The 19,951-nt window shown below is 67.5% G+C and carries 19 protein-coding genes; 11 read left to right on the top strand and 8 right to left on the bottom strand.

Annotated features, from left to right (window positions below; genetic code table 11):
- Positions 1-59: 59 nt before the first annotated feature.
- From napA to FZ029_RS14705, 3 genes are read left to right on the top strand one after another with little or no spacing between them, the layout of a single operon-like run.
- The gene (gene napA / locus FZ029_RS14715; protein ID WP_149269886.1) at positions 60-2,558 is read left to right on the top strand and encodes a nitrate reductase catalytic subunit NapA; all 2,499 of its coding nucleotides are present in this window, start codon (positions 60-62) and stop codon (positions 2,556-2,558) included.
- A gap of 14 nt (positions 2,559-2,572) precedes the next feature.
- A complete protein-coding gene (locus tag FZ029_RS14710) occupies positions 2,573-3,109 on the top strand; it encodes a nitrate reductase cytochrome c-type subunit (RefSeq protein WP_174757210.1) in 537 nt (178 codons plus the stop codon).
- Positions 3,106-3,723, top strand: a complete 618-nt coding sequence (locus FZ029_RS14705) for a cytochrome c3 family protein (protein ID WP_149269885.1) — start codon at positions 3,106-3,108, stop codon at positions 3,721-3,723. Before FZ029_RS14710 ends, FZ029_RS14705 begins: the two co-directional genes overlap by 4 nt.
- An 88-nt stretch (positions 3,724-3,811) precedes the next feature.
- Here FZ029_RS14705 and FZ029_RS14700 read toward each other — a convergent pair whose 3' ends face one another.
- The gene (locus FZ029_RS14700) at positions 3,812-4,183 is read right to left on the bottom strand and encodes a hypothetical protein (protein ID WP_149269884.1); all 372 of its coding nucleotides are present in this window, start codon (positions 4,181-4,183) and stop codon (positions 3,812-3,814) included.
- 12 nt (positions 4,184-4,195) lie between these two features.
- Complete coding sequence (locus FZ029_RS14695; RefSeq protein ID WP_149269883.1) at positions 4,196-5,023, bottom strand: hypothetical protein; 828 nt, start codon at positions 5,021-5,023, stop codon at positions 4,196-4,198.
- 262 nt (positions 5,024-5,285) lie between these two features.
- Between FZ029_RS14695 and carB the strand changes: the two genes are divergently transcribed.
- Together carB and greA are read left to right on the top strand one after the other, a co-directional pair.
- Positions 5,286-8,534 carry a carbamoyl-phosphate synthase large subunit gene (gene carB, locus FZ029_RS14690; RefSeq protein WP_149269882.1) on the top strand — a complete coding sequence of 1,083 codons (3,249 nt, stop codon included), beginning with the start codon at positions 5,286-5,288 and terminating at the stop codon, positions 8,532-8,534.
- A 96-nt stretch (positions 8,535-8,630) separates the two neighbouring features.
- Positions 8,631-9,104, top strand: coding sequence for a transcription elongation factor GreA (gene greA / locus FZ029_RS14685; RefSeq protein WP_085090382.1), 474 nt, complete (start codon positions 8,631-8,633; stop codon positions 9,102-9,104).
- Between the two features lie 102 nt (positions 9,105-9,206).
- Here greA and FZ029_RS14680 read toward each other — a convergent pair whose 3' ends face one another.
- Complete coding sequence (locus tag FZ029_RS14680; protein ID WP_247892311.1) at positions 9,207-10,136, bottom strand: dienelactone hydrolase family protein; 930 nt, start codon at positions 10,134-10,136, stop codon at positions 9,207-9,209.
- 181 nt (positions 10,137-10,317) lie between these two features.
- On the opposite strand from FZ029_RS14680, the gene chrA reads away from it, so the two are divergent.
- On the top strand, positions 10,318-11,613 hold the full coding sequence (gene chrA, locus FZ029_RS14675; RefSeq protein WP_149269880.1) for a chromate efflux transporter: 1,296 nt from the start codon (positions 10,318-10,320) through the stop codon (positions 11,611-11,613).
- A gap of 18 nt (positions 11,614-11,631) precedes the next feature.
- Here the strand turns inward: chrA and FZ029_RS14670 are convergent, their stop codons facing one another.
- On the bottom strand, positions 11,632-12,198 hold the full coding sequence (locus FZ029_RS14670) for an Lrp/AsnC family transcriptional regulator (protein ID WP_149269879.1): 567 nt from the start codon (positions 12,196-12,198) through the stop codon (positions 11,632-11,634).
- 152 nt (positions 12,199-12,350) lie between these two features.
- Here FZ029_RS14670 and FZ029_RS14665 point away from each other — a divergent pair, with 152 nt between their 5' ends.
- The 3 genes from FZ029_RS14665 to FZ029_RS14655 all read left to right on the top strand — a co-directional run bounded on the left by FZ029_RS14665 (position 12,351) and on the right by FZ029_RS14655 (position 14,873).
- The gene (locus tag FZ029_RS14665) at positions 12,351-13,343 is read left to right on the top strand and encodes a mitochondrial fission ELM1 family protein (RefSeq protein WP_149269878.1); all 993 of its coding nucleotides are present in this window, start codon (positions 12,351-12,353) and stop codon (positions 13,341-13,343) included.
- Between the two features lie 159 nt (positions 13,344-13,502).
- Positions 13,503-14,159 (top strand): 2OG-Fe(II) oxygenase, encoded by a 657-nt coding sequence (locus FZ029_RS14660; protein WP_149269877.1) that lies wholly within the window; start codon positions 13,503-13,505, stop codon positions 14,157-14,159.
- A gap of 78 nt (positions 14,160-14,237) precedes the next feature.
- Complete coding sequence (locus FZ029_RS14655) at positions 14,238-14,873, top strand: 2OG-Fe(II) oxygenase (RefSeq protein ID WP_149197805.1); 636 nt, start codon at positions 14,238-14,240, stop codon at positions 14,871-14,873.
- A gap of 310 nt (positions 14,874-15,183) precedes the next feature.
- Here the strand turns inward: FZ029_RS14655 and FZ029_RS14650 are convergent, their stop codons facing one another.
- Complete coding sequence (locus FZ029_RS14650) at positions 15,184-15,765, bottom strand: protein-tyrosine-phosphatase (RefSeq protein ID WP_247871555.1); 582 nt, start codon at positions 15,763-15,765, stop codon at positions 15,184-15,186.
- Between the two features lie 280 nt (positions 15,766-16,045).
- Positions 16,046-16,681 carry a tRNA-uridine aminocarboxypropyltransferase gene (locus tag FZ029_RS14645; protein ID WP_247892310.1) on the bottom strand — a complete coding sequence of 212 codons (636 nt, stop codon included), beginning with the start codon at positions 16,679-16,681 and terminating at the stop codon, positions 16,046-16,048.
- 431 nt (positions 16,682-17,112) lie between these two features.
- On the opposite strand from FZ029_RS14645, the gene FZ029_RS14640 reads away from it, so the two are divergent.
- Positions 17,113-17,307: a hypothetical protein gene (locus FZ029_RS14640; RefSeq protein WP_149269876.1), complete on the top strand. Its 195-nt coding sequence runs from the start codon at positions 17,113-17,115 to the stop codon at positions 17,305-17,307.
- Between the two features lie 8 nt (positions 17,308-17,315).
- On the opposite strand, the gene FZ029_RS14635 is transcribed toward FZ029_RS14640, so the two are convergent.
- On the bottom strand, positions 17,316-18,251 hold the full coding sequence (locus FZ029_RS14635) for a hypothetical protein (protein WP_247892309.1): 936 nt from the start codon (positions 18,249-18,251) through the stop codon (positions 17,316-17,318).
- Between the two features lie 125 nt (positions 18,252-18,376).
- Positions 18,377-18,817 (bottom strand): SH3 domain-containing protein, encoded by a 441-nt coding sequence (locus FZ029_RS14630; protein ID WP_246457671.1) that lies wholly within the window; start codon positions 18,815-18,817, stop codon positions 18,377-18,379.
- A gap of 283 nt (positions 18,818-19,100) precedes the next feature.
- On the opposite strand from FZ029_RS14630, the gene FZ029_RS14625 reads away from it, so the two are divergent.
- Positions 19,101-19,913: an EF-hand domain-containing protein gene (locus FZ029_RS14625; protein WP_188051944.1), complete on the top strand. Its 813-nt coding sequence runs from the start codon at positions 19,101-19,103 to the stop codon at positions 19,911-19,913.
- Positions 19,914-19,951: the final 38 nt, after the last annotated feature.

The following is a 19,951-nucleotide window of genomic DNA, read 5'->3' as shown; positions in this document are numbered from 1 at the left end:
CGGGCGCGCCGCATCCGCTCTTCCGACCGAATTTCCTCCAAGACTGGAGTCTCCTTGCCATGTTCCTGTCCCGCCGCGAATACCTGAAGGCGCAAGCCGCCGCTGCCGCCGCCGCGGCGGCCGGAATCTCGCTGCCCGCCTCCGCCGCCAACATCCTGACCGGTGAAGGCGCCAAGCTGAACTGGTCGAAGGCGCCCTGCCGTTTCTGCGGCACCGGCTGCAGCGTGATGGTCGGCGTCAAGGACGGCCGCGTCGTCGCCACCCACGGCGACGTGAAGGCCGAGGTGAACCGCGGCCTGAACTGCGTGAAGGGCTATTTCCTGTCGAAGATCATGTATGGCGAGGACCGGCTGAACCAGCCGCTGCTGCGCATGAAGGACGGCAAGTTCGACAAGGACGGCGAGTTCGAGCCGATCACCTGGGATGCCGCCTTCGACATCATGGCGCAGAAGTGGAAGGAGACCCTGAAGAAGAAGGGCCCGACCGCCGTCGGCATGTTCGGCTCCGGCCAGTGGACCATCTACGAGGGCTATGCCGCCTCCAAGCTGATGAAGGCCGGGCTGCGCTCCAACAATCTGGATCCGAACGCCCGCCACTGCATGGCGTCGGCGGTGGCCGGCTTCATGCGCACCTTCGGCATGGACGAGCCGATGGGCTGCTACGACGACATGGAGAACGCCGACGCCTTCGTGCTGTGGGGCTCCAACATGGCGGAGATGCACCCCATCCTGTGGACCCGCGTCACCGACCGCCGCCTCAGCCACCCCGGCTGCAAGGTCGCCGTGCTCTCCACCTTCGAGCACCGCAGCTTCGACCTCGCCGACATCGGCCTGGTCTTCACCCCCGGTTCCGACCTGGCGATCCTGAACTACATCGCCAACCACATCATCAAGACCGGCCGGGTGAACAAGGAGTTCATCGAGAAGCACTGCAACTTCAAGCGCGGCCGCGACGACATCGGCTATGGCCTGCGTCCCGACAACCCGCTGGAGCAGAAGGCGAAGAACGCCGCCAAGGCCAACGACTCCGATCCGATCACCTTCGACGAGTTCGCCAAGTTCGTCGAACCCTACACGCTGGACAAGGCGCACGAGCTGTCGGGCGTGCCGAAGAACCGGCTGGAGGCGCTAGCCGAGCTGTACGCCGACCCGAAGGTGAAGGTCGTGTCCTTCTGGACCATGGGCTTCAACCAGCATGTCCGCGGCGTCTGGGCCAACAACCTCGTCTACAACATCCACCTGCTGACCGGCAAAATCTCCCAACCCGGCAACGGTCCCTTCTCGCTGACCGGCCAGCCCTCGGCCTGCGGCACCGCGCGCGAGGTCGGCACCTTCTCCCACCGGCTGCCCGCCGACATGGTGGTGACCAACCCCGAACACCGCAAACACGCCGAGGAGATCTGGAAGCTGCCGGAGGGGACCATCCCCGACAAGGTCGGCTACCACGCCGTCCAGCAGGACCGCATGCTCAAGGACGGCAAGCTCAACGCCTACTGGGTCATGTGCAACAACAACATGCAGACGGCCCCGAACACGGCGAAGGAGACCTTCCCCGGTTACCGCAACCCGGAGAACTTCATCGTCGTCTCCGATCCCTACCCGACCGTCACGGCGCTGGCCGCCGACCTGATCCTGCCCACCGCCATGTGGGTGGAGAAGGAGGGCGGTTACGGCAACGCCGAGCGCCGCACCCAGCTGTGGCGCCAGCTGGTCGATGCGCCGGACGGCGCGCGGTCCGACCTGTGGCAGATCATGCAGTTCTCCAAGCGCTTCCAGATCGAGGAGGTGTGGCCGGAGGAACTGCTGAACAAGAAGCCGGAGCTGCGCGGCAAGACCCTCTACGACGTGCTGTTCCGCAACGGTCAGGTCGACCGCTTCCCGCTGTCCGACCTCGACCCGAACTACAACAACTTTGAGGCCAAGGAAGCCGGCTTCTACGTCCAGAAGGGCCTGTTCGAGGAATATGCCGCCTTCGGCCGCGGCCATGGCCACGACCTGGCGCCCTTCGAACAGTACCACCAGGAACGCGGCCTGCGCTGGCCGGTGGTGGACGGCAAGGAGACCAAGTGGCGCTACCGCGAGGGCTCCGACCCCTACGTGAAGGCCGGCGAGGGCATGCGCTTCTACGGCAACAAGGACGGCAAGGCCAACGTCTTCGCCCTGCCCTACGAGCCGCCGGCCGAGGCGCCCGATGCCGACTATCCGTTCTGGCTCAGCACCGGCCGCGTGATCGAGCACTGGCACAGCGGGTCGATGACCATGCGGGTTCCCGAACTGCGCAAGGCCTTCCCCAATGCCGTGGTCTTCATGCACCCCGACGACGCCAAGGAGCTGAACGTCCGGCGCGGCCAGGAGGTGCGCGTCACCTCCCGCCGGGGCGAGGTGCGGGTGCGGGTCGAGACGCGCGGGCGCAACAAGCCGCCGCGCGGCCTGGTCTTCGTCCCCTTCTTCGACCAGACGGTCCTCATCAACAAGGTGACGCTCGACGCCACCGACCCCATCAGCAAGCAGACCGACTACAAGAAATGCGCGGTCAAGATCACGCCCGTGAACGCCTGAGGAGTGTCGGCATCATGAAGACCCGTTTCCTGATTGCCGCGCTGGCCCTTCTGGCCGGCGTTCCGGCCCTGACCATCGGCGTCGCCACCAACGGCGTGGCCGCCGACAAGCCCGCGGTTTCCAGCGGCATCGTTTCCAGCGGCACCGGCACGGTCGGGGGGATCAAGGTCCCCTCCGCCAACCACCCGATCACGCTGGATGTCCCGGCCGAGGCGACCCACCGCGAGATCACCGACGACCAGAAGCGCGTGCGCAACTACGCCGACCAGCCGCCGCTGATCCCGCATGCCATCCGCGACTACCAGATCGACCTGAACATCAACAAGTGCCTGACCTGCCACGACCGCCGCAACACGGCCGGCTCGCAGGCGCCGATGCTGTCGGTCACCCATTTCCAGGACCGTGACGGCCAGACCCTGGGCACGGTGGCGGCGCGCCGCTACTTCTGCACCCAGTGCCATGTGCCGCAGACCGACGCCCAGCCGATCGTTCCCAACAGCTTCCAAGACTTCGACTCGGTCCTGGGCCATGCCCAAGGCGGCCAGAAATGACGATCCGCTCCGCCCTGCTGGGCCTCTGGCGGCTGTTCGCCCGTCCCAGCGTCCATTTCAGCCTGGGCTTCCTGACGCTGGGCGGCTTCATCGCCGGCGTCGTCTTCTGGGGCGGCTTCAACACCGCCCTGGAGGCCACCAACAAGGAAGCCTTCTGCATCAGCTGCCACGAGATGCGCGACAATCCCTATGAGGAGCTGAAGCAGACCATCCACTTCACCAACCGGTCGGGCGTGCGCGCCAGCTGCCCCGACTGCCACGTCCCGCATGAATGGACCGACAAGATCGCCCGCAAGATGCAGGCGTCGAAGGAGGTCTGGGGCAAGATCTTCGGCACCATCGACACCCGCGAGAAGTTCCTGGACAAGCGCCGCGAGCTGGCCGAGCACGAATGGGCGCGGCTGAAGAACAACAACTCGCTGGAATGCCGCAACTGCCACAGCGCCGATTCGATGGACATCACCAAGCAGAATCCGCGCGCAGCCAAGATGCACGAGACCTACCTGTTCACCGGCGAGAACACCTGCATCGACTGCCACAAGGGCATCGCCCACCGCCTGCCCGACATGCACGGCGTGGAGCCGGGCTGGAGCATGAAGACCAGCGCCAAGTAAGGATCAGGTTGCTGCAACAGCCCCGTCTCCGGAAGGAGCGGGGCTGTTTGCGTTTCACGGGAAACGTGGGGGCATTCGAAGCCGACACCTACCCCAGCATCGCCACCACCCACAGAGCCAGCAGCGTCACCAGCACCGCCTCGCCCAAGCCCACCAAGCCGCGCAAACCCAACGCCACCCACCAACTCGCCCAATCGCGCCGATGGCGGACCTCCTTCAGCAGGCGTTCCTGGATGCCGCCTACGGTGCGGCGGGCCGACAGGCCGGCGATGCCGCCGACCAGCGCCACCACCCCCGTACCCAGCACGAAATACAGAGCGCCCTTCCAGCCGGCGAAATGATCGGGATCGTTCAAGTAATGCCCGGCGCCGACGATGATCCACACCGCCGCCGGCCAGACGCCGACGATCTCCGGTCCTGGCCCATTCTGCGGCGGTCCTTCCTTAGGTTGCTCGCCCATCCCCGCCGCTCCTCAACCGCCCGGCACGTGGCGGTAGGCGAGCACGCGCGTTGCCGGACCACCCTCGACATCGGCCAGCGGCAGCAGCAGTTCGACGAACTTCGCCCCCGGCAGCATCGGGTCGTCGCGCACCAGCAGGCAGCGCGGCTCGCCGCTCTCCAGGCAGGCGCGCAGGTCGGACAGCCAGCGCTGCGCCGCCTGCTCCGGATGGCAGTCGGTCACCCGCCGCGTCGTCGGCCGCTCGGCCAGCCGGCGTTGCAGGGCGCGGCCGCAGGACTTGTAGACGAAGTCGCTGCCGTCGGCGGTCGGCTCCATCAGGGCGATGCGCGGCACGCTCTCGCGCACCTGCGAGGTGTCGATCTCGGTCGCCAGCGGCATGCGGCGCTTGCGCTTCAGCCGGAGCCAGTGGGTGTAGAGCACCCGGACCTGCGGCGACTGCTCCACATCGATCGGGTCGGCCCGGCAGGGCGGCGGCGGCACGTCGAGCACCGGCGTCGCCACCGGCGCGTCGGCAAAGGCGGCGGCGGCCGGCACCGGTTGGGAGACGGGAGGCACCGGCCGCGACGCCGCGGCGGTGACCAGCGTGTGCGCCTGTCCCGCCGGCGTGTGGCCGATCCGTCCGCCATGCTTCTTCAGCATCGGCAGCGGCGCCCAGGCGGTGCAGGTGTGATAGCCCTTGGTGATGCGGCGGTAGTCCTGGCTGCTGGCGGTGCGGCATTCGCCCTCCACCCCGTGGCGGGCGACGTACACCAGCGTGTTGTCCTCCGACAGCGCGCGCTCCCCGCCCCACGAGACGCAGGCGGCGCAGGCGCGGCTGTCCTTGGCGAATGCGTGGCTCATCGGGGCGTATCTCCAAAGGGTATGCGAAACGGGAGAATGGGAATTGATGCGTCCCTTTCCCCATCGGTTCAAGGGCCGCATGGGCCGGAACTGTCCTGCCCGAGATTCAGTCATGCGAGGGTGGCATCCATGCCACCCCTTCCCCCCCGGCCCGGAACCCCCTATAAGGGGGCCTTGCACGACATGCCCATCCCCGCTCTCCGTCTCCGGTCCTCCGGCGCCGGGGGGTTTTCGGCTGACCACACTTCAGAGAAGCGGACCCATGCCCAAACGCACCGACATCAAATCCATCTGCATCATCGGCGCGGGTCCGATCGTCATCGGACAGGCTTGCGAGTTCGACTATTCCGGCGTTCAGGCGTGCAAGGCGCTGCGCGAGGAAGGCTATCGGGTCATCCTCGTCAACTCCAACCCGGCCACCATCATGACCGACCCCGGTCTGGCCGACGCCACCTACATCGAGCCGATCACCCCGGCCGTCGTCGCCAAGATCCTGGAGAAGGAGCGTCCCGACGCCCTGCTGCCGACCATGGGCGGCCAGACCGCGCTGAACACGGCGATGGCGCTGTCCGACGACGGCACGCTGGAGCGGCTCGGCGTGGAGATGATCGGCGCCAAGCGTGACGTCATCGCCAAGGCCGAGGACCGCATCCTGTTCCGCGACGCCATGGACAAGCTGGGCCTGGAGTCGCCGAAATCGCGCATGGTCCGCACGCTGGACGAGGCGATGGACGCGCTGGAGATCGTCGGGCTGCCGGCGATCATCCGTCCCAGCTTCACGCTGGCCGGCACCGGCGGCGGCATCGCCTACAACCGGGCGGAGTTCGAGGACATCGTGCGCGGCGGCCTGCGCGCCAGCCCGGTCGGCGAGGTGCTGATCGAGGAATCGGTGCTGGGCTGGAAGGAATATGAGATGGAGGTCGTGCGCGACGGCGCCGACAACTGCATCATCGTCTGCGCCATCGAGAACATCGATCCGATGGGCGTCCACACCGGCGACTCGATCACGGTCGCGCCGGCGCTGACGCTGACGGACAAGGAATACCAGATCATGCGCAACGCCTCGATCGCGGTGCTGCGCGAGATCGGGGTGGACACCGGCGGGTCGAACGTCCAGTTCGCGGTCAACCCGGCCAACGGCCGCCTGATCGTGATCGAGATGAACCCGCGCGTGTCGCGCTCCTCGGCGCTGGCGTCGAAGGCCACCGGCTTCCCGATCGCCAAGATCGCCGCCAAGCTGGCCGTCGGCTACCGCCTGGACGAGCTGACCAACGACATCACCGGCACCACGCCCGCGAGCTTCGAGCCGACGATCGACTATGTCGTCACCAAGATGCCGCGCTTCACCTTCGAGAAGTTCAAGGGGTCGGAGCCGCTGCTGACCACCTCGATGAAGTCGGTGGGCGAGGCGATGTCGATCGGCCGCACCTTCCAGGAGTCGGTGCAGAAGGCGCTGCGCTCGATGGAGACCGGCCTGACCGGCTTCAACGAGCTGAAGATCGGCGGGGAGGAGAACCCGGACCGCACCGCCATCCGCGGCGCGCTGGCCACCCCGACCCCCGACCGCCTGCTGGTGATCGCCCAGGCCTTCCGCCACGGCTTCACCATCGACGAGGTGCAGGCCGTCTCCAAGTACGACCCGTGGTTCCTGGAGCAGATCAAGGAGATCACCGACCGCGAGGCGACGATCCGCGACGGCGGCCTGCCGACCGACAAGGCCGGTTGGCTGAAGCTGAAGCAGATGGGCTTCTCCGACGCCCGTCTGGCCGAGCTGGCCAAGACCAGCGAGGCGGCGGTTGCCGCGGCGCGCCGCATGGCCGGCGTCACCCCGGTCTACAAGCGCATCGACACCTGCGCCGCCGAATTCGCGTCGGCCACCCCCTACATGTACTCGACCTACGAGACCGACGGGACCGGCGAGGCGGAGTGCGAGTCCGAGCCGACCGAAGCGAAGAAGGTCGTCATCCTCGGCGGCGGTCCGAACCGCATCGGCCAGGGCATCGAGTTCGACTATTGCTGCGTCCATGCCGTCTACGCCCTGCAGGAGGCCGGCATCGAGACCATCATGGTCAACTGCAACCCGGAGACCGTCTCCACCGACTACGACACCGCCGACCGCCTGTATTTCGAGCCGCTGACGGCCGAGGACGTGGTGGAACTGGTGCGGGTCGAGCAGCGCAACGGCACCGTGCTGGGCTGCATCGTGCAGTTCGGCGGCCAGACCCCGCTGAAGCTCGCCGCCGCGCTGGAGGCCGCCGGCATCCCGATCCTGGGCACCTCGCCCGACGCCATCGATCTGGCCGAGGACCGCGAGCGCTTCCAGAAGCTGCTGCATGAGCTGAACCTGAAGCAGCCGGCCAACGGCCTCGCCCGCTCTCTGGAGGAGGCCGAGGCGGTCGCCACCCGCATCGGCTTCCCGGTCGTCATCCGCCCGTCCTACGTGCTGGGCGGCCGGGCGATGGAGATCGTCCACGACATGGCCGGGCTCCAGCGCTACATGGGCACCGCCGTGCAGGTGTCGGGCAAGAACCCGGTGCTGATCGACAGCTACCTTCAGGACGCCATCGAGGTCGACGTGGACGTCGTCTGCGACGGCACCGACGTCTATGTCGCCGGCGTGATGGAGCACATCGAGGAGGCCGGCATCCATTCCGGCGACAGCGCCTGCGCCCTGCCGCCCTACACGCTGCCGGCCGACATCATCGCCGAGATCAACCGCCAGTCGGACGCGCTCGCCCATGCGCTGAAGGTGGTCGGCCTGATGAACGTGCAGTTCGCGGTCAAGGACGGCACCGTCTACATCCTGGAGGTCAACCCGCGCGCCAGCCGCACGGTGCCCTTCGTCGCCAAGGCCACCGGCACCGCCATCGCCAAGATCGCGGCCCGCGTCATGGCGGGCGAGAAGCTGGGCGCCTTCACCCTGAACGGCCCGACCCCGCCGCACACCGCGGTGAAGGAAGCGGTCTTCCCCTTCGCCCGCTTCCCCGGCGTCGACATCGTGCTGGGTCCGGAGATGAAGTCGACGGGCGAGGTCATGGGCCTCGACCACAACTTCGCGCTCGCCTTCGCCAAGGCGCAGCTCGGCGCCGGCGTCACCCTGCCGGTCAAGGGCAGCGTCTTCGTCTCGGTCAAGGACCACGACAAGCCGGCGCTGGCGGTGATCTCCAAGAAGCTGCACGAGATGGGCTTCCGCATCCTCGCCACGTCCGGCACCGCCAAGGTGCTGAACGATGCCGGCGTGCCGGCGGAGACCATCAACAAGGTGGTGGAAGGCCAGCCGCACATCGTCGACGCCATGATCAACGGCGACGTGCATCTGGTCATCAACACCACGGAAGGCGCTCAGGCGCTGGCCGACAGCTTCAGCCTGCGTCGCACCGCGCTGACCTACAACATTCCGTATTACACCACCGTAGCGGGAGCACGCGCGGCGGTGGAAGCGATTGCCGCACTCCGGAACGGCAGCCTTGAAGTCGCCCCGTTGCAGTCGTACCTTAGCGGATCGTATTAAGGACGGACGACGGCGCGGCGGACCTCCTCCGCGCCGTCTTCGTCCTTGATGTCGCTTTGGACAGGTCGAACGACTGCAAGCGGTGATGGACCGAACATGGAAAAAGTTCCGATGACAGCGGCGGGCTTCAACCGCCTCCAGGAGGAATTGAAGCACCTTAAGATCACCGAACGCCCGGCGGTCATCAAAGCCATCGCGGAAGCCCGCGAACATGGCGACCTTTCGGAAAACGCCGAATATCACGCGGCGCGCGAACGTCAGAGCTTCATTGAAGGCCGCGTTCTGGAGCTTGAGGACAAGATCAGCCGGGCGGAGGTCATCGACCCGGCCAAGCTGACCGGCAACACCGTGAAGTTCGGTGCGACCGTGACCCTGGCCGACCAGGACACGGACGAGGAGACGACCTATCAGATCGTCGGCCAGGACGAGAGCGACATCAAGAACCGCCTTCTGTCGATCCAGGCGCCGCTGGCCCGCGCCCTGATCAACAAGGCCGTCGGCGACAGCGTGGAGGTCTCCACCCCCGGCGGCTCCAAGCTGTACGAGATCGTTTCGGTCGAGTTCCGTTGAGGGTGTAACCCTCTCCCCCAAAATCCCCCTCTCCCCCCCGGGGAGAGGGTCGGGGTGAGGGGGATGCACAGGGTGGATTCTCGGTAAGGGGCCGCCGCCCCCTCACCCCCCAAGCTTCTCCTTGAAGAACTCCATCACCCGCCGGATCGCGTCCGAGCGGGCGTCTTCGTTCGTGCCGACATGGGCGGTGCCGCCGGGGGCGGTGGCGAGGTCCTGGCGCTTGCGCACCGGGGCGTCCGGCGCATCGAAGCCGTGATAGGCGTCGGGATAGACCACCAGATCGACCTTGTCCTTGACCCCGTCGCGGCCGGCCAGCTCGACGCAGCTCTCCGGCGGGGTCCAGTCGTCCTTGCCGCCGACCAGCAGCAGCAGCGGGCCGTCGGGTTGCCAGTCCTCGTCGCTCAGCGGCGCCCTGCAGCCGGGGTAGAAGGCGACGGCGGCGCGGAAGCCGCCCTCCTCCGTCCCGGCCGGCCCACCCTCGCCCGCCCCATAGGCGGCCAGCACAGTGCCGGCGCCCTGCGACCAGCCGATCAGGCCGATGCGGTCATGGTCGACCTCCGGCCGCTTGCGCAGGAAGGCCAGCGCCGCCCAGGCATCGCGCTTGCGCTCCACCGTGGCGCGGACGGTGCGGTCCTTCAGCGCGGTGGTGCAGACCTCCTCCACGTCGCGTGGACCGAAGCTGTCGACCATCAGCACCTCGAAGCCCTGCCGCTGCAGGTGGGTGGCCCACCAGACATGGCGCGGCGACACCCGGCCGTTGCGGGCAAAGAGGCCGCCGCAGCCATGCAGCATGACCACCGCCGGATGCGGGCCGTTTCCGGCGGGGCGCAGCAGCCGGCCGCTCAGCATCGTCGGCGCGCCACCGGTCAGATCCCCGTCGACGGACGGGAAACGCACGATCTCTTCGGCATGGACGCCGACGGCGGCCTGCGCCGGCCCCGCCAGCGCCAATTGTCCAAGAGCCGTCAACCCGACACCGGCACACAACGCCGCGCCCAACACAGCCGCGCGACCGCGGGCGGAAGCCTTCATTCTGCAACGTCCCCGACGTCCGGCGCCGGCCACGACGGCGGCGCTCGCGGTTGCAATATTAAACCTCCGCGATGCGGAAGACCATGGGCGCCCCGCAATTGTCCCCATCGCCGGGATTGGGTGTCGGTGGCTTCCCTGCGGCGGCTGCCTTGCGGCGGCGTTTGCGCTAGGGTGCGGGATCATGATCGAATCCCCCTCCCCCACTCCGCCCTTCGGCGCCTTCTGTCTCTATTGGCTGCGGCTGGGGCTGACCAGCTTCGGCGGGCCGGCCGGGCAGATCGCGATGATGCAGGGCGAGCTGGTCGACCGCCGCCGCTGGATCGATCAGACCCGCTTCCTGCATGCGCTGAACTTCTGCATGCTGCTGCCGGGCCCGGAGGCCCAACAGCTCGCCACCTACATCGGCTGGCGGATGTATGGCGTGCGAGGCGGGCTGGTGGCGGGCGGGCTGTTCGTGCTGCCCGGCGCGCTGGTGCTGCTCGCCCTGTCCTGGATCGCCGCCGCCCATGGCGACGCCGGACCGGTCGCTGCGCTGTTCGACGGCATCAAGCCGGCGGTGGTGGCGATCATCGCCGCCGCGGTCTGGCGGATGGGCCGCCGCACGCTGAAGGGGCCGGCGGCCGTCGCCATGGCCGGAGCCGCCTTCCTGGCGCTGTTCGCGCTGCACCTGCCCTTCCCGCTGGTCATCGGCGCGGCGGCGGTGGTCGGCGGCGTGGCGGCACGCATGGGCCGCCATTGGTTCGCCCACCCGCATCCGTTGGCCGACGGCGATGCCGGCCCGGTGGAGCCGGCGCCGGGACGCGGCCGGCTGGCGGCCCTTGCGGGCCTGTTCGTGCTGCTGTGGCTGGTTCCGGTCGTGGCGGTCCTGCTGGCCTTCGGAACCGATCCCTGGCGGGGCATCGCGGCGCTGTTCACCAAGGCTGCCTTCGTCACCTTCGGCGGCGCCTATGCCGTGCTGCCCTACATCGCCGGGCAGGCGGTGGACGCCTATGGCTGGCTCGGCCCGCGCGAGATGGTCGACGGCTTGGCATTGGCCGAGACGACTCCGGGTCCGCTGATCCTGGTGACGCAATATGTCGGCTTCTTCGCCGGCTGGAACCGGCCGGGCGCGCTGTCGCCGGCGCTGGCGGGGACGCTGGGGGCGGCGCTGACGACCTACCTGACCTTCCTGCCCTGCTTCCTGTTCATCTTCGCCGGCGCGCCCTATGTGGAGCGGCTGATCCACAACCGTCTGGCCACGGGGGCGCTGGCCGCCATCGCCGCGGCGGTGGTGGGGGTGATCCTGAACTTAGGCGTCTATCTGGGTGTGGCTGTGCTGCTGCCGGACGGCCAGACGGCCGGGCACCTGATCTGGACCTGGGCCATCATGCTGGCCGCGCTCTATGCGCTGACCCGCCGCAACATGGCGATCCACTGGGTGGTGCTGGGGGGAGCGGCGGCGGGCCTGCTCCAGGCGCTCGCCGCATCTTCCCTGTAAAACGAGCCCCTGCCCCGCTCAGCGCCGGGTGGCGCGGGCGGGCGTCTCGGTCTCGTCCTCGACGAAATCCTCGTCCTCGTCGTCCTCGGTCCCTTCCGGGATGTCGGGCGAATCGACGTCGATGGGAACGCCGGGGGTGTGCTTGCTGGTGCGGATCGACAGGGCCGACTTCACATGGGCGACGTTGGGGGCCGCCGTCAGCTTGGTCGTCAGGAAGCGCTGGTAGTCGTCCCAGTCCTCCGCCACGATCTTCAGGATGAAATCATATTCGCCGGCCAGCATGTTGCACTCACGCACCAGCGGCCAGCTGTTGACGAGCTCCTCGAATTTCTTTAGGTCCGCTTCGGCCTGGCTGCTGAGGCCGACCTGGGCGAACACCGTGACACCGAACCCCAGTGCATCGGGGTTGACGTCGGCGTGGTAGCCACGGATGAATCCCGCCTCCTCCAGCGCGCGGACGCGGCGCAGGCAGGGCGGAGCGGAGATGCCGGCACGTCGGGCAAGCTCCACATTGGTCATCCGGCCGTCGTTCTGCAGATCACGCAGAATCCGACGGTCAATTCGGTCGAGTTTGACCCGCCGCATGGTTTACTCGGTCGCTCCGGGGGTGATTTGGAGAAAGGATATTACACGGGCATGGTGTCTACGCCAAGACGGAAACCCCCGCAAGGGCGAGCAACCCGGATAACGGTCTTTTCGCCGCAATCCCCTTCGCAGCCTCAACGATCCGAGTTCTCATGCAACCTTTGACCTGCTGGCCCCTTACCTGCTGGGTCGTGTCGGACGGCAAGGCCGGCATGGAAAACCAGTGCATCGGCCTGGCGGAGTCGCTTGGCCTGACGCCGGTCGTCAAGCGCGTCCACCTGCGCACGCCCTGGCGCCAGTTGACCCCCTACTGGCGCATCGGCAACCGCTTCGCCGCCGGTCCGAAGGGCGATCCGGTGGAGCCGCCCTGGCCCGACGTGCTGATCGGCACCGGGCGGCAGTCCATCGCCGTCTCGCTGGCGGTGCGCCGCCAGTCGGGCGGCCGGACCTTCACCGTCCAGATCCAGGATCCGGTGATGAACCCGCGCCGGTTCGACCTCGTCGTCGTGCCGCGCCACGACAAGCTGCGCGGCGACAATGTGCTGGTGACCCGCGGCGCCCTGCACCGGGTGACTCCTGCCATCCTGGCCGACGCGGCACAGCGATTCGCTCCACGGCTGGCCCATCTGCCGCACCCGCGCATCGCCGTGCTGATCGGCGGCGACAACGGCGTCTACCGCCTGACGCCCACCATCATGGGCGACGTGGCCGAACGGCTGGCCAACCTGACGCGCAGCCACGGCGCCGGGCTGATGGTCACCCCGTCGCGCCGCACCGGCGCCGACAACGAGGCGATCCTGCGCGCCCGCCTGTCCGGCCTGCCGGCGGAGGTGTGGGACGGCACCGGCGAGAACCCCTATTTCGCCTATCTCGGTTTGGCGGATGCGGTGGTGGTGACCTGCGACAGCGTGTCGATGACGTCGGAGGCCTGCTCCACCGGCAAGCCGGTCTATGTGATCGAACTGGAGGGCGGATCGCCCAAGTTCCGCGCCTTCCATGACGGGCTGTACCAGGACGGCATCACGCGGCCCTTCGACGGCTCCCTGGACCATTGGCACTATGCGCCGCTGAACGAGACGGAGGTGGTGGCCGACGAGGTGCGCCGCCGCCTGTCCCTGCACCGGAAGCGCTTCGGCCTGTCCTGATGACGCCGGCGGGGTGCGGCGCGACCAATGCGCGCACCCCGCTGGTAAGACCGGTTTGGGTGCGGAGTTCCGCCGTGGGCCGTGCCATAAGCGCTGACGAACCGGCCGTCTCCGAAAAGCACGGTCCGGGGCCGTCCTTCCATCCGGAACTTCGCCGCCATGACCACCCCCGACGCCGTTTCCGCCTCCTTCCTGCGTTGCCTGGAAAACAGCCGGCTGTTCGACCAGCCGTACAATCACTGGCTGCTGTCCGAGGCACTGCCGGAGGAGTCCGCCGACGCCATCGCCGACCTGCCCTGGGGTCCGCCCCCGGTGTCCGACACCTATGGCAAGCGCGAGACCAACAACGCGTCGCGCACCTATTTCGGCGAGGAGAACCGCGGCAGGTACGCGGTGTGCGAGACGGTGGCCCAGGCCTTCCAGAGCCGCCCGGTGGTGGACGCGATCCAGAAGACCTGCAACGTCGACCTGACCGGCACCAGCCTGCGCATCGAATATTGCCAGGACACCGACGGCTTCTGGCTGGAGCCGCACACCGACATCGGCGTCAAGAAATACACGATGCTGATCTATCTCTCGAAGGGGCCGAACTGCTCGCACTGGGGCACCGACGTGCTGGACGAGAGCCGGACGGTGGTCGCCCGCGCGCCCTACGCCTTCAACGAGGGGCTGATCTTCATCCCCGGAAGCAATACCTGGCATGGGTTCGAGAAACGTCCGATCGACGGCGTGCGCAAATCGATCATCGTCAACTATGTCGGCCCCGAATGGCGGGCGCGGCAAGAATTGTGCTTCCCAGACAAACCTGTTGCATAAAACTTCCGTCGTGGTTAAGTGACGCCGGTTTTGGGGGGCAAAGCCATCGTCGGCACGCTCTTTGGGAGTTCCGTAGCCATGTCCATGCTTGATCTGGACAAATTCCGCGCCACCCCCCTGCAGCACGATCCCTATGATTTCCTGTGCGTTCCGGGTTTCGTGAAGCGGGAGTTTCTTGAAGAGCTGCACCGCGACTATCCCAAGGTCGACAAGCCCGGTTCGATCCCGCTGGGCGTCTTCCCGCAGGGGCCGAGCTTCGACCGGATGATCGGCGAGTTGAAGGGGCCGGAGGTCTGCAAGGCCTTCTCCGACAAGTTCGATCTGGATCTGTCGAAGTATCCGACCATGTTCACGGCGCGCGGCATGTGCCGGCCGACCGACGGCAAGATCCATCCGGATTCGGCCAGCAAGGTCATCACCGTGCTGATCTACATGAACCCGCCCTGGGAGGCGACCGGCGGCCGCCTGCGCATCCTGCGCTCCCAGAACCTGGAGGATTACGCCGCCGAGGTCCCGCCGGAGGAAGGCACCCTGATGTGCTTCCGCCGCAGCGACACCTCCTGGCACGGCCACTATCCCTTCGAAGGCCAGCGCCGCGCGATCCAGATGAACTGGGTCAAGGGCAGCGTCTATATCTGGCACGAACAGTGGCGCCACCGCATCGGCGCCTGGGCGAAGGGCGTCTTCGGCGGCCAGCAGTCAGCAGGCTATTGAGAACTGGTGAGTTTTCAGGAACGATTATCAGCCGTCATCCCCGCGAAGGCGCTACGGGATGCACAGACCTCATGGGCCTTTAAGCCACTGGAACCATGACATTTATTCGGCCGTCATTCCCGCGAAGGCGGGAATCCAGCCGTGTCAGCCGCTTCATTGCGGAGTTTCCTGGATCCCCGCCTTCGCGGGGATGACGTAAAGTTCCTTTTATTCCAGAGGTTTAATATCGCTCTGAGTTGTGTGTATCCCGTAGCGCGAAGGCGGGAATGACGGCCGAAAGACGTGAAACTCCGAAGGACCGCATCCCTTCTCAGTCGATCAGATCCTCGACCTCGCGGATGCGGCCATTGTCGATCATGAACTGGACCAGTTCCGGGCGCTGCTTGCCCAGCGTGCGGTGACGCTGGCGGACGGCGGCGATCAGATCGCCGTTGCGGCCGAGGATGTCGTCGGCGAACTCGATCATGCGCAGGTTGGGCCAGGTCTGGGCGCGGATGCCGACCACCGTCCCCACCGCATCGGCCGCCGGAAGGTCGGGGCGCGCCTGGGCCAGGATCATGGTCAGCGCGGCGGTGGACCGCGACACGCCGGCATGGCAGTGGACCAGCAGATGGCGGCAATCCACCGGCTCGGCCAGCAGGTCGCGGCCGAAGGCCAGGATACGCTCCACATCCGACCGTTCCGGCGCGATCTGGCCGCGGGTCGGTTCGATGACGTCGTGGAAGCGCAGTTCCAGCCGCTCATGCTCGCCGTAATCGCCGAACTCGCTCGGCTCCGTCATCTCGGGGTCGAGGATGGACAGGACGTGGCTGACCTTGCCGCCGCCGAAATTGCATAGCTCGCTGAGACCGCAGACGGTCAGGCCGAAAGGCACGAAATCGCTGGCCATCATTCTCTCGTTCGATTGCGGGGGGAAAGAAACGGAGCGCTGGGGAGCCGTATTTGGCACCCGGCGCCGCAGCGCCGTCAACCCGGCGGTCAGGTCAAAGAATGTTGAACAGGTAGAGCAGGAGGATGATGGGGATCGGAATGCCGACCAGCCACAGCAGAATACCGCGCACGAAGCCTCTCCTTCCGTCGTTGCAACGGGCGACGCGGCCGGCCGGAGCCGGCCCTCTCACCCGTCATCAACGGCTCAAACCGCCGGTTGGTTGCAGCGGCGGACAGAACGCTCAGACCTCGTCGCCCCCCTCACCGTCGGAAACCGCCGGACCGGCGTCCTCTCCGGCCGGCGGCGTGGGGCGCGGACGGCGGGTGCGCAGCTTCTTCAGCAGCAGCGAGAAGGGCTTCAGCGCGGTGTCCATGATGGTCTGGTCACCCTCCAGCCGCGACAGCAGGAAGGCGCCGGCCTCCAGGGTGGAGACGCTGTCGCGCCGCGGCTCCTTGCGCGCCTGCCCATAGAGCGAGCGGAACTGCGGGTTCAGCACGATGCGGCGGCATTTCAGCAGCCATGCATTGCGCCACCACAGGGTCTTGGCCTGGCTCCAGGTGCCGTCCAGGACGATGACGCCCTCCAGATCCTCCAGGATCCCGGCGCTGTCGCGGAGCGGCTGGCCGTCCTTGTCGACCACCGCCACCTCCGGCCGGGGAGCGCCGCCGTCCTTCACCGGGCCGAGATACAGCACGCCCCAGCGCTTGGGATCGACCTCCCGCCCCAGGATGCGCTTCAGCCCCGGCCAGCTCAGCCCGACCTTCACCATGGAATTGGCGAACTGCAGATGGGCGATCTGGGCGGTGCCCAGATTTTCCCGCTTCTCCTGCGGGTGCTGCAGGATCAGCAGGAACACGCCGTTGTCGATCGGCTGCACTGCCTCGCAAATGCACAGATGATTAGGTTTTAGGCAGGTCGGGCAAGAATCGGGTACGGGGGCGCTGTGCATGGGAGGTACGCATTCCTTGAAGAGGATTGGCCCCGAATATGGGTTGGAACGGCACGGAAGGGAACACATCTCACACAGGACGGCGGCGATGCCCGATCGAAGGGCGATGACCGCCACGGCGTGTACGACAGATCCCCCCAGAGTCCCTCGTGTCATACCGGTTCATGTGGGTTCAAGTGGCTTCGTATAAACCGTTTGTAGAGACTTCGTCGTGTGTCATGGAACTTGTGTGACGCGCTTAACAGCTGGCCTGGAACTTGCGTAGTTAATATCCAGGCAAACAGGACGACGGGTGGGCCAGGACCGGCCTTAGTCAGGCTGATCCGCGGTGCCATCCGGCGCTCAGAAGGAGACCTGCCATGCTGCCCGCCCACCTTGCCGACCGCCTGCTGAAGCAGCGCCGCGATGCCGACAGCGCGGAGTTCGCCCGCCAGCTGCCGCTCTACGCCCCGCTGCATGCGCCATTGGACGCGGATGACCCGCGCTGGATGACCGAGCCGGACGGGTCGGAGCAGCCCGCCCGCCGCGAGCCTGACTGGGCCACCAACTACTGATTCGGCGCTCAGCGCGCGATAGCCGGTTTGCGGTGATCCGACAAGCGACCCTGTCGGTTGTCGGACATCGAGTCCAGGGCCATCGAGTCCAGAGCTATCGAGTGCCGGGCCGGCCATAGCCCCGAGTCGCTTCGCGCGGCCTGCCCAAGGCCGCTTCCATCCTCTTTCCCCACGTCGCGCCAGCCCTCTCCGTCCCAGGAGAGGGTCCAGTGGCCCGGGCGACCGCCCCGGCAACGCTCCAGCGCGACGGACCAGCGCGGTTTTCCCAGCCCCGGCGGGCCTCCGGCCGGGCGCGGGGCCGCATCCTCCTCCCCATCCAGGCTGGGTGCCGCATCCAGGCGCCAGCGGGTCACTGCGGCGCTGAGTCCCTCCGTCCGCCGGTTGCGCCCACCCGACGCGCCCGCGGCCAAACCCGCGCTCAGGTCCAGCAGGAATCCGGTCACCCCCGACGACTCGGCGGCGAGCTGCAGCCGCCGGCTGGCGGTGAGGTCCAGCCCCTCCAACTCGCCCAGCACCGCCGACAGGGCGGAGCAGCGCAACGCCTCCTCCATCGCCCACAGCGCATCGACCGGCCGCATCGCCCGCACCGCCACCAGCCGGTCCGGCGTCAGCCCATAGGCCGCCAGCCCTGGGGCATACAGGTCGCGCCCGCGCAGGATCCACAGCGCCGGCGTTCTCGGAGTCGCCAGCCGGGCCAGCAGCGCCGCGGCGAAACCGGTGCCCGCCCCCGGATCCTGCGCCGCCACCGCATGCAGACAGCCCAGCGGCAACCCACCGTCGGGCAGATGGCCGTCGACCGGGTCGATGCCGAACGGCAGGATCCTCCCGCCCTCCCCGCCCGCCCCCTCGATCCGCCGGATGCGCGCGCGCAGATCGGCCAGCACCCCGGCACGATCGCGCGGCGCAGCCTCCGCGGACGGGGAAGGGGACGACAGGACAGGCATGACTCGGCTCCGCTCGACAGGCATATGTTCCTGATATGTTCTATCACGGAGCCATGTCGAGGGGGAGTCTGCGACTCCTGTCTTGTCCTGTGACCGATTGCCCGAAGGCTCGCCGACCTCTCAGGTCAATTGGCGATGGGGGTGACGCCGATCTTGCTGCGCGGGGCGGCTTTGATGGTCGGGCCGGCATTGTCGGTCGGCTTGGCCAGGGTGCTGGAGGTGCCGCGGCTGCCGCGCGGCGTGTTGCTCTTCAGGCTGAGCAGATGCAGCCGGACATAGGCGGTGGACCCGCCGGCCTTCACCGCCACCCAATCGCTGTTGCGCACCCGGCCCAGCGTGGTCACCGCCTGCCCCGCTCCCAGCGTGGCGACGACGCCCGCACCGGCGGACGGCTGGGCGTGGAGCGGAGTCGGCTTGTCCACCTGCCATTCCCCATAGATCGGTTCCAGCCCCGTCCCGGTATCGGGCGCGGTGCGCACGGTCGGCGGATTCGGAATCCGCTGGTACGGCATGCAGCCGGGAACCATCAGCGTGGCCAGGGCCACCATCAGCGGAAGGGAACGCACACGCCGGATCATCGCTCACCTTGATATGGATCGGTGATTTGCAGGAAGGGCGAAAGGGGTTGGCAGACAGGAGCAATGGACCTTCGGCGCGACCATACAGGAGGTGCCCCCCTCTTCGCCACCGCAGCACACCCAACCTCGCTATGCGCTTTTTGGGGCACGTCGCCCAGACCGAAAAAAATTAATGCAAATCCAATCTTTCTCGCACCGCCCCAGCGCAGGAGTCCGGCCGCGTGCCCCGTATCTTGACCATCACGATGGCACCTTACGGGGGCATCCGGCCATGATCTCCTCCCTCGGCAGTTCCAGCAGCGCGGCGACGCTCCAGAAATTCTTCTCCAAGGCGGATGCCAACAGCGATTCGTCGCTGTCCAAGGACGAGCTTCTCGGTGCGCTCGGCGGCACCTCGGCCGCGTCCGACAGCGACACGCTGTCCTCGGCGGTCGACAGTCTGGTCGGCAGCCTGGACAGCGACAAGAACGGCTCGCTCAGCGCGACGGAGTTCAGCTCCTTCTCCAGCCAGTTCGACTATGGCAGCGGCAGCGCCCTGCTGGCGGCGCAGGAGCAGGCGAGCGCGATGCAGCAGCAATTCGCGCAGAACCTCTATTCCAGCCTGGACAGCGACAGCAGCGGCGGCATCAGCGCCGACGAGCTGACCTCGGCCCTCACCTCCGCCGGCCAGTCGTCCACCGACGCCTCGTCGCTGTTCAGCAGCCTCGACAGCGACGAGGACGGATCGGTTTCCGAGGACGAGCTGAGCAGCGCGCTGAAGCAGGCCGACGCCAACCGCCCGCCGCCTCCCCCGCCTCCCGCCAACGACAGCGGCACGGCCAGCGCTTCGGAGAGCACATCCGACAGCAGCAGCGGCGCATCGGCAACGTCCTCCGCCTCGTCTTCGGGCAGCACCGCGTCGGCGGGCGGCACGACCAGCTACGACCCGCTGGACACCAACAAGGACGGCTATGTGTCGGAACAGGAACGGATGGCCGCCTATGGCGGCGGCACGCAACAGCAGGCGGGCGGCGTGACGTCCAACCGCCTCAGCGGCGACATGCTGCGGACATTGATGCAGGGCATCAACGAGGTTGCCGCGTAGCCTTGTGGGTTCGGATGCGCGGCACGGGAAAAGGCGGT

Source organism: Azospirillum sp. Sh1 (assembly GCF_008365135.1).
Lineage (GTDB): Bacteria > Pseudomonadota > Alphaproteobacteria > Azospirillales > Azospirillaceae > Azospirillum > Azospirillum oryzae.
This window is presented reverse-complemented; position numbering and strand designations above follow the sequence as displayed.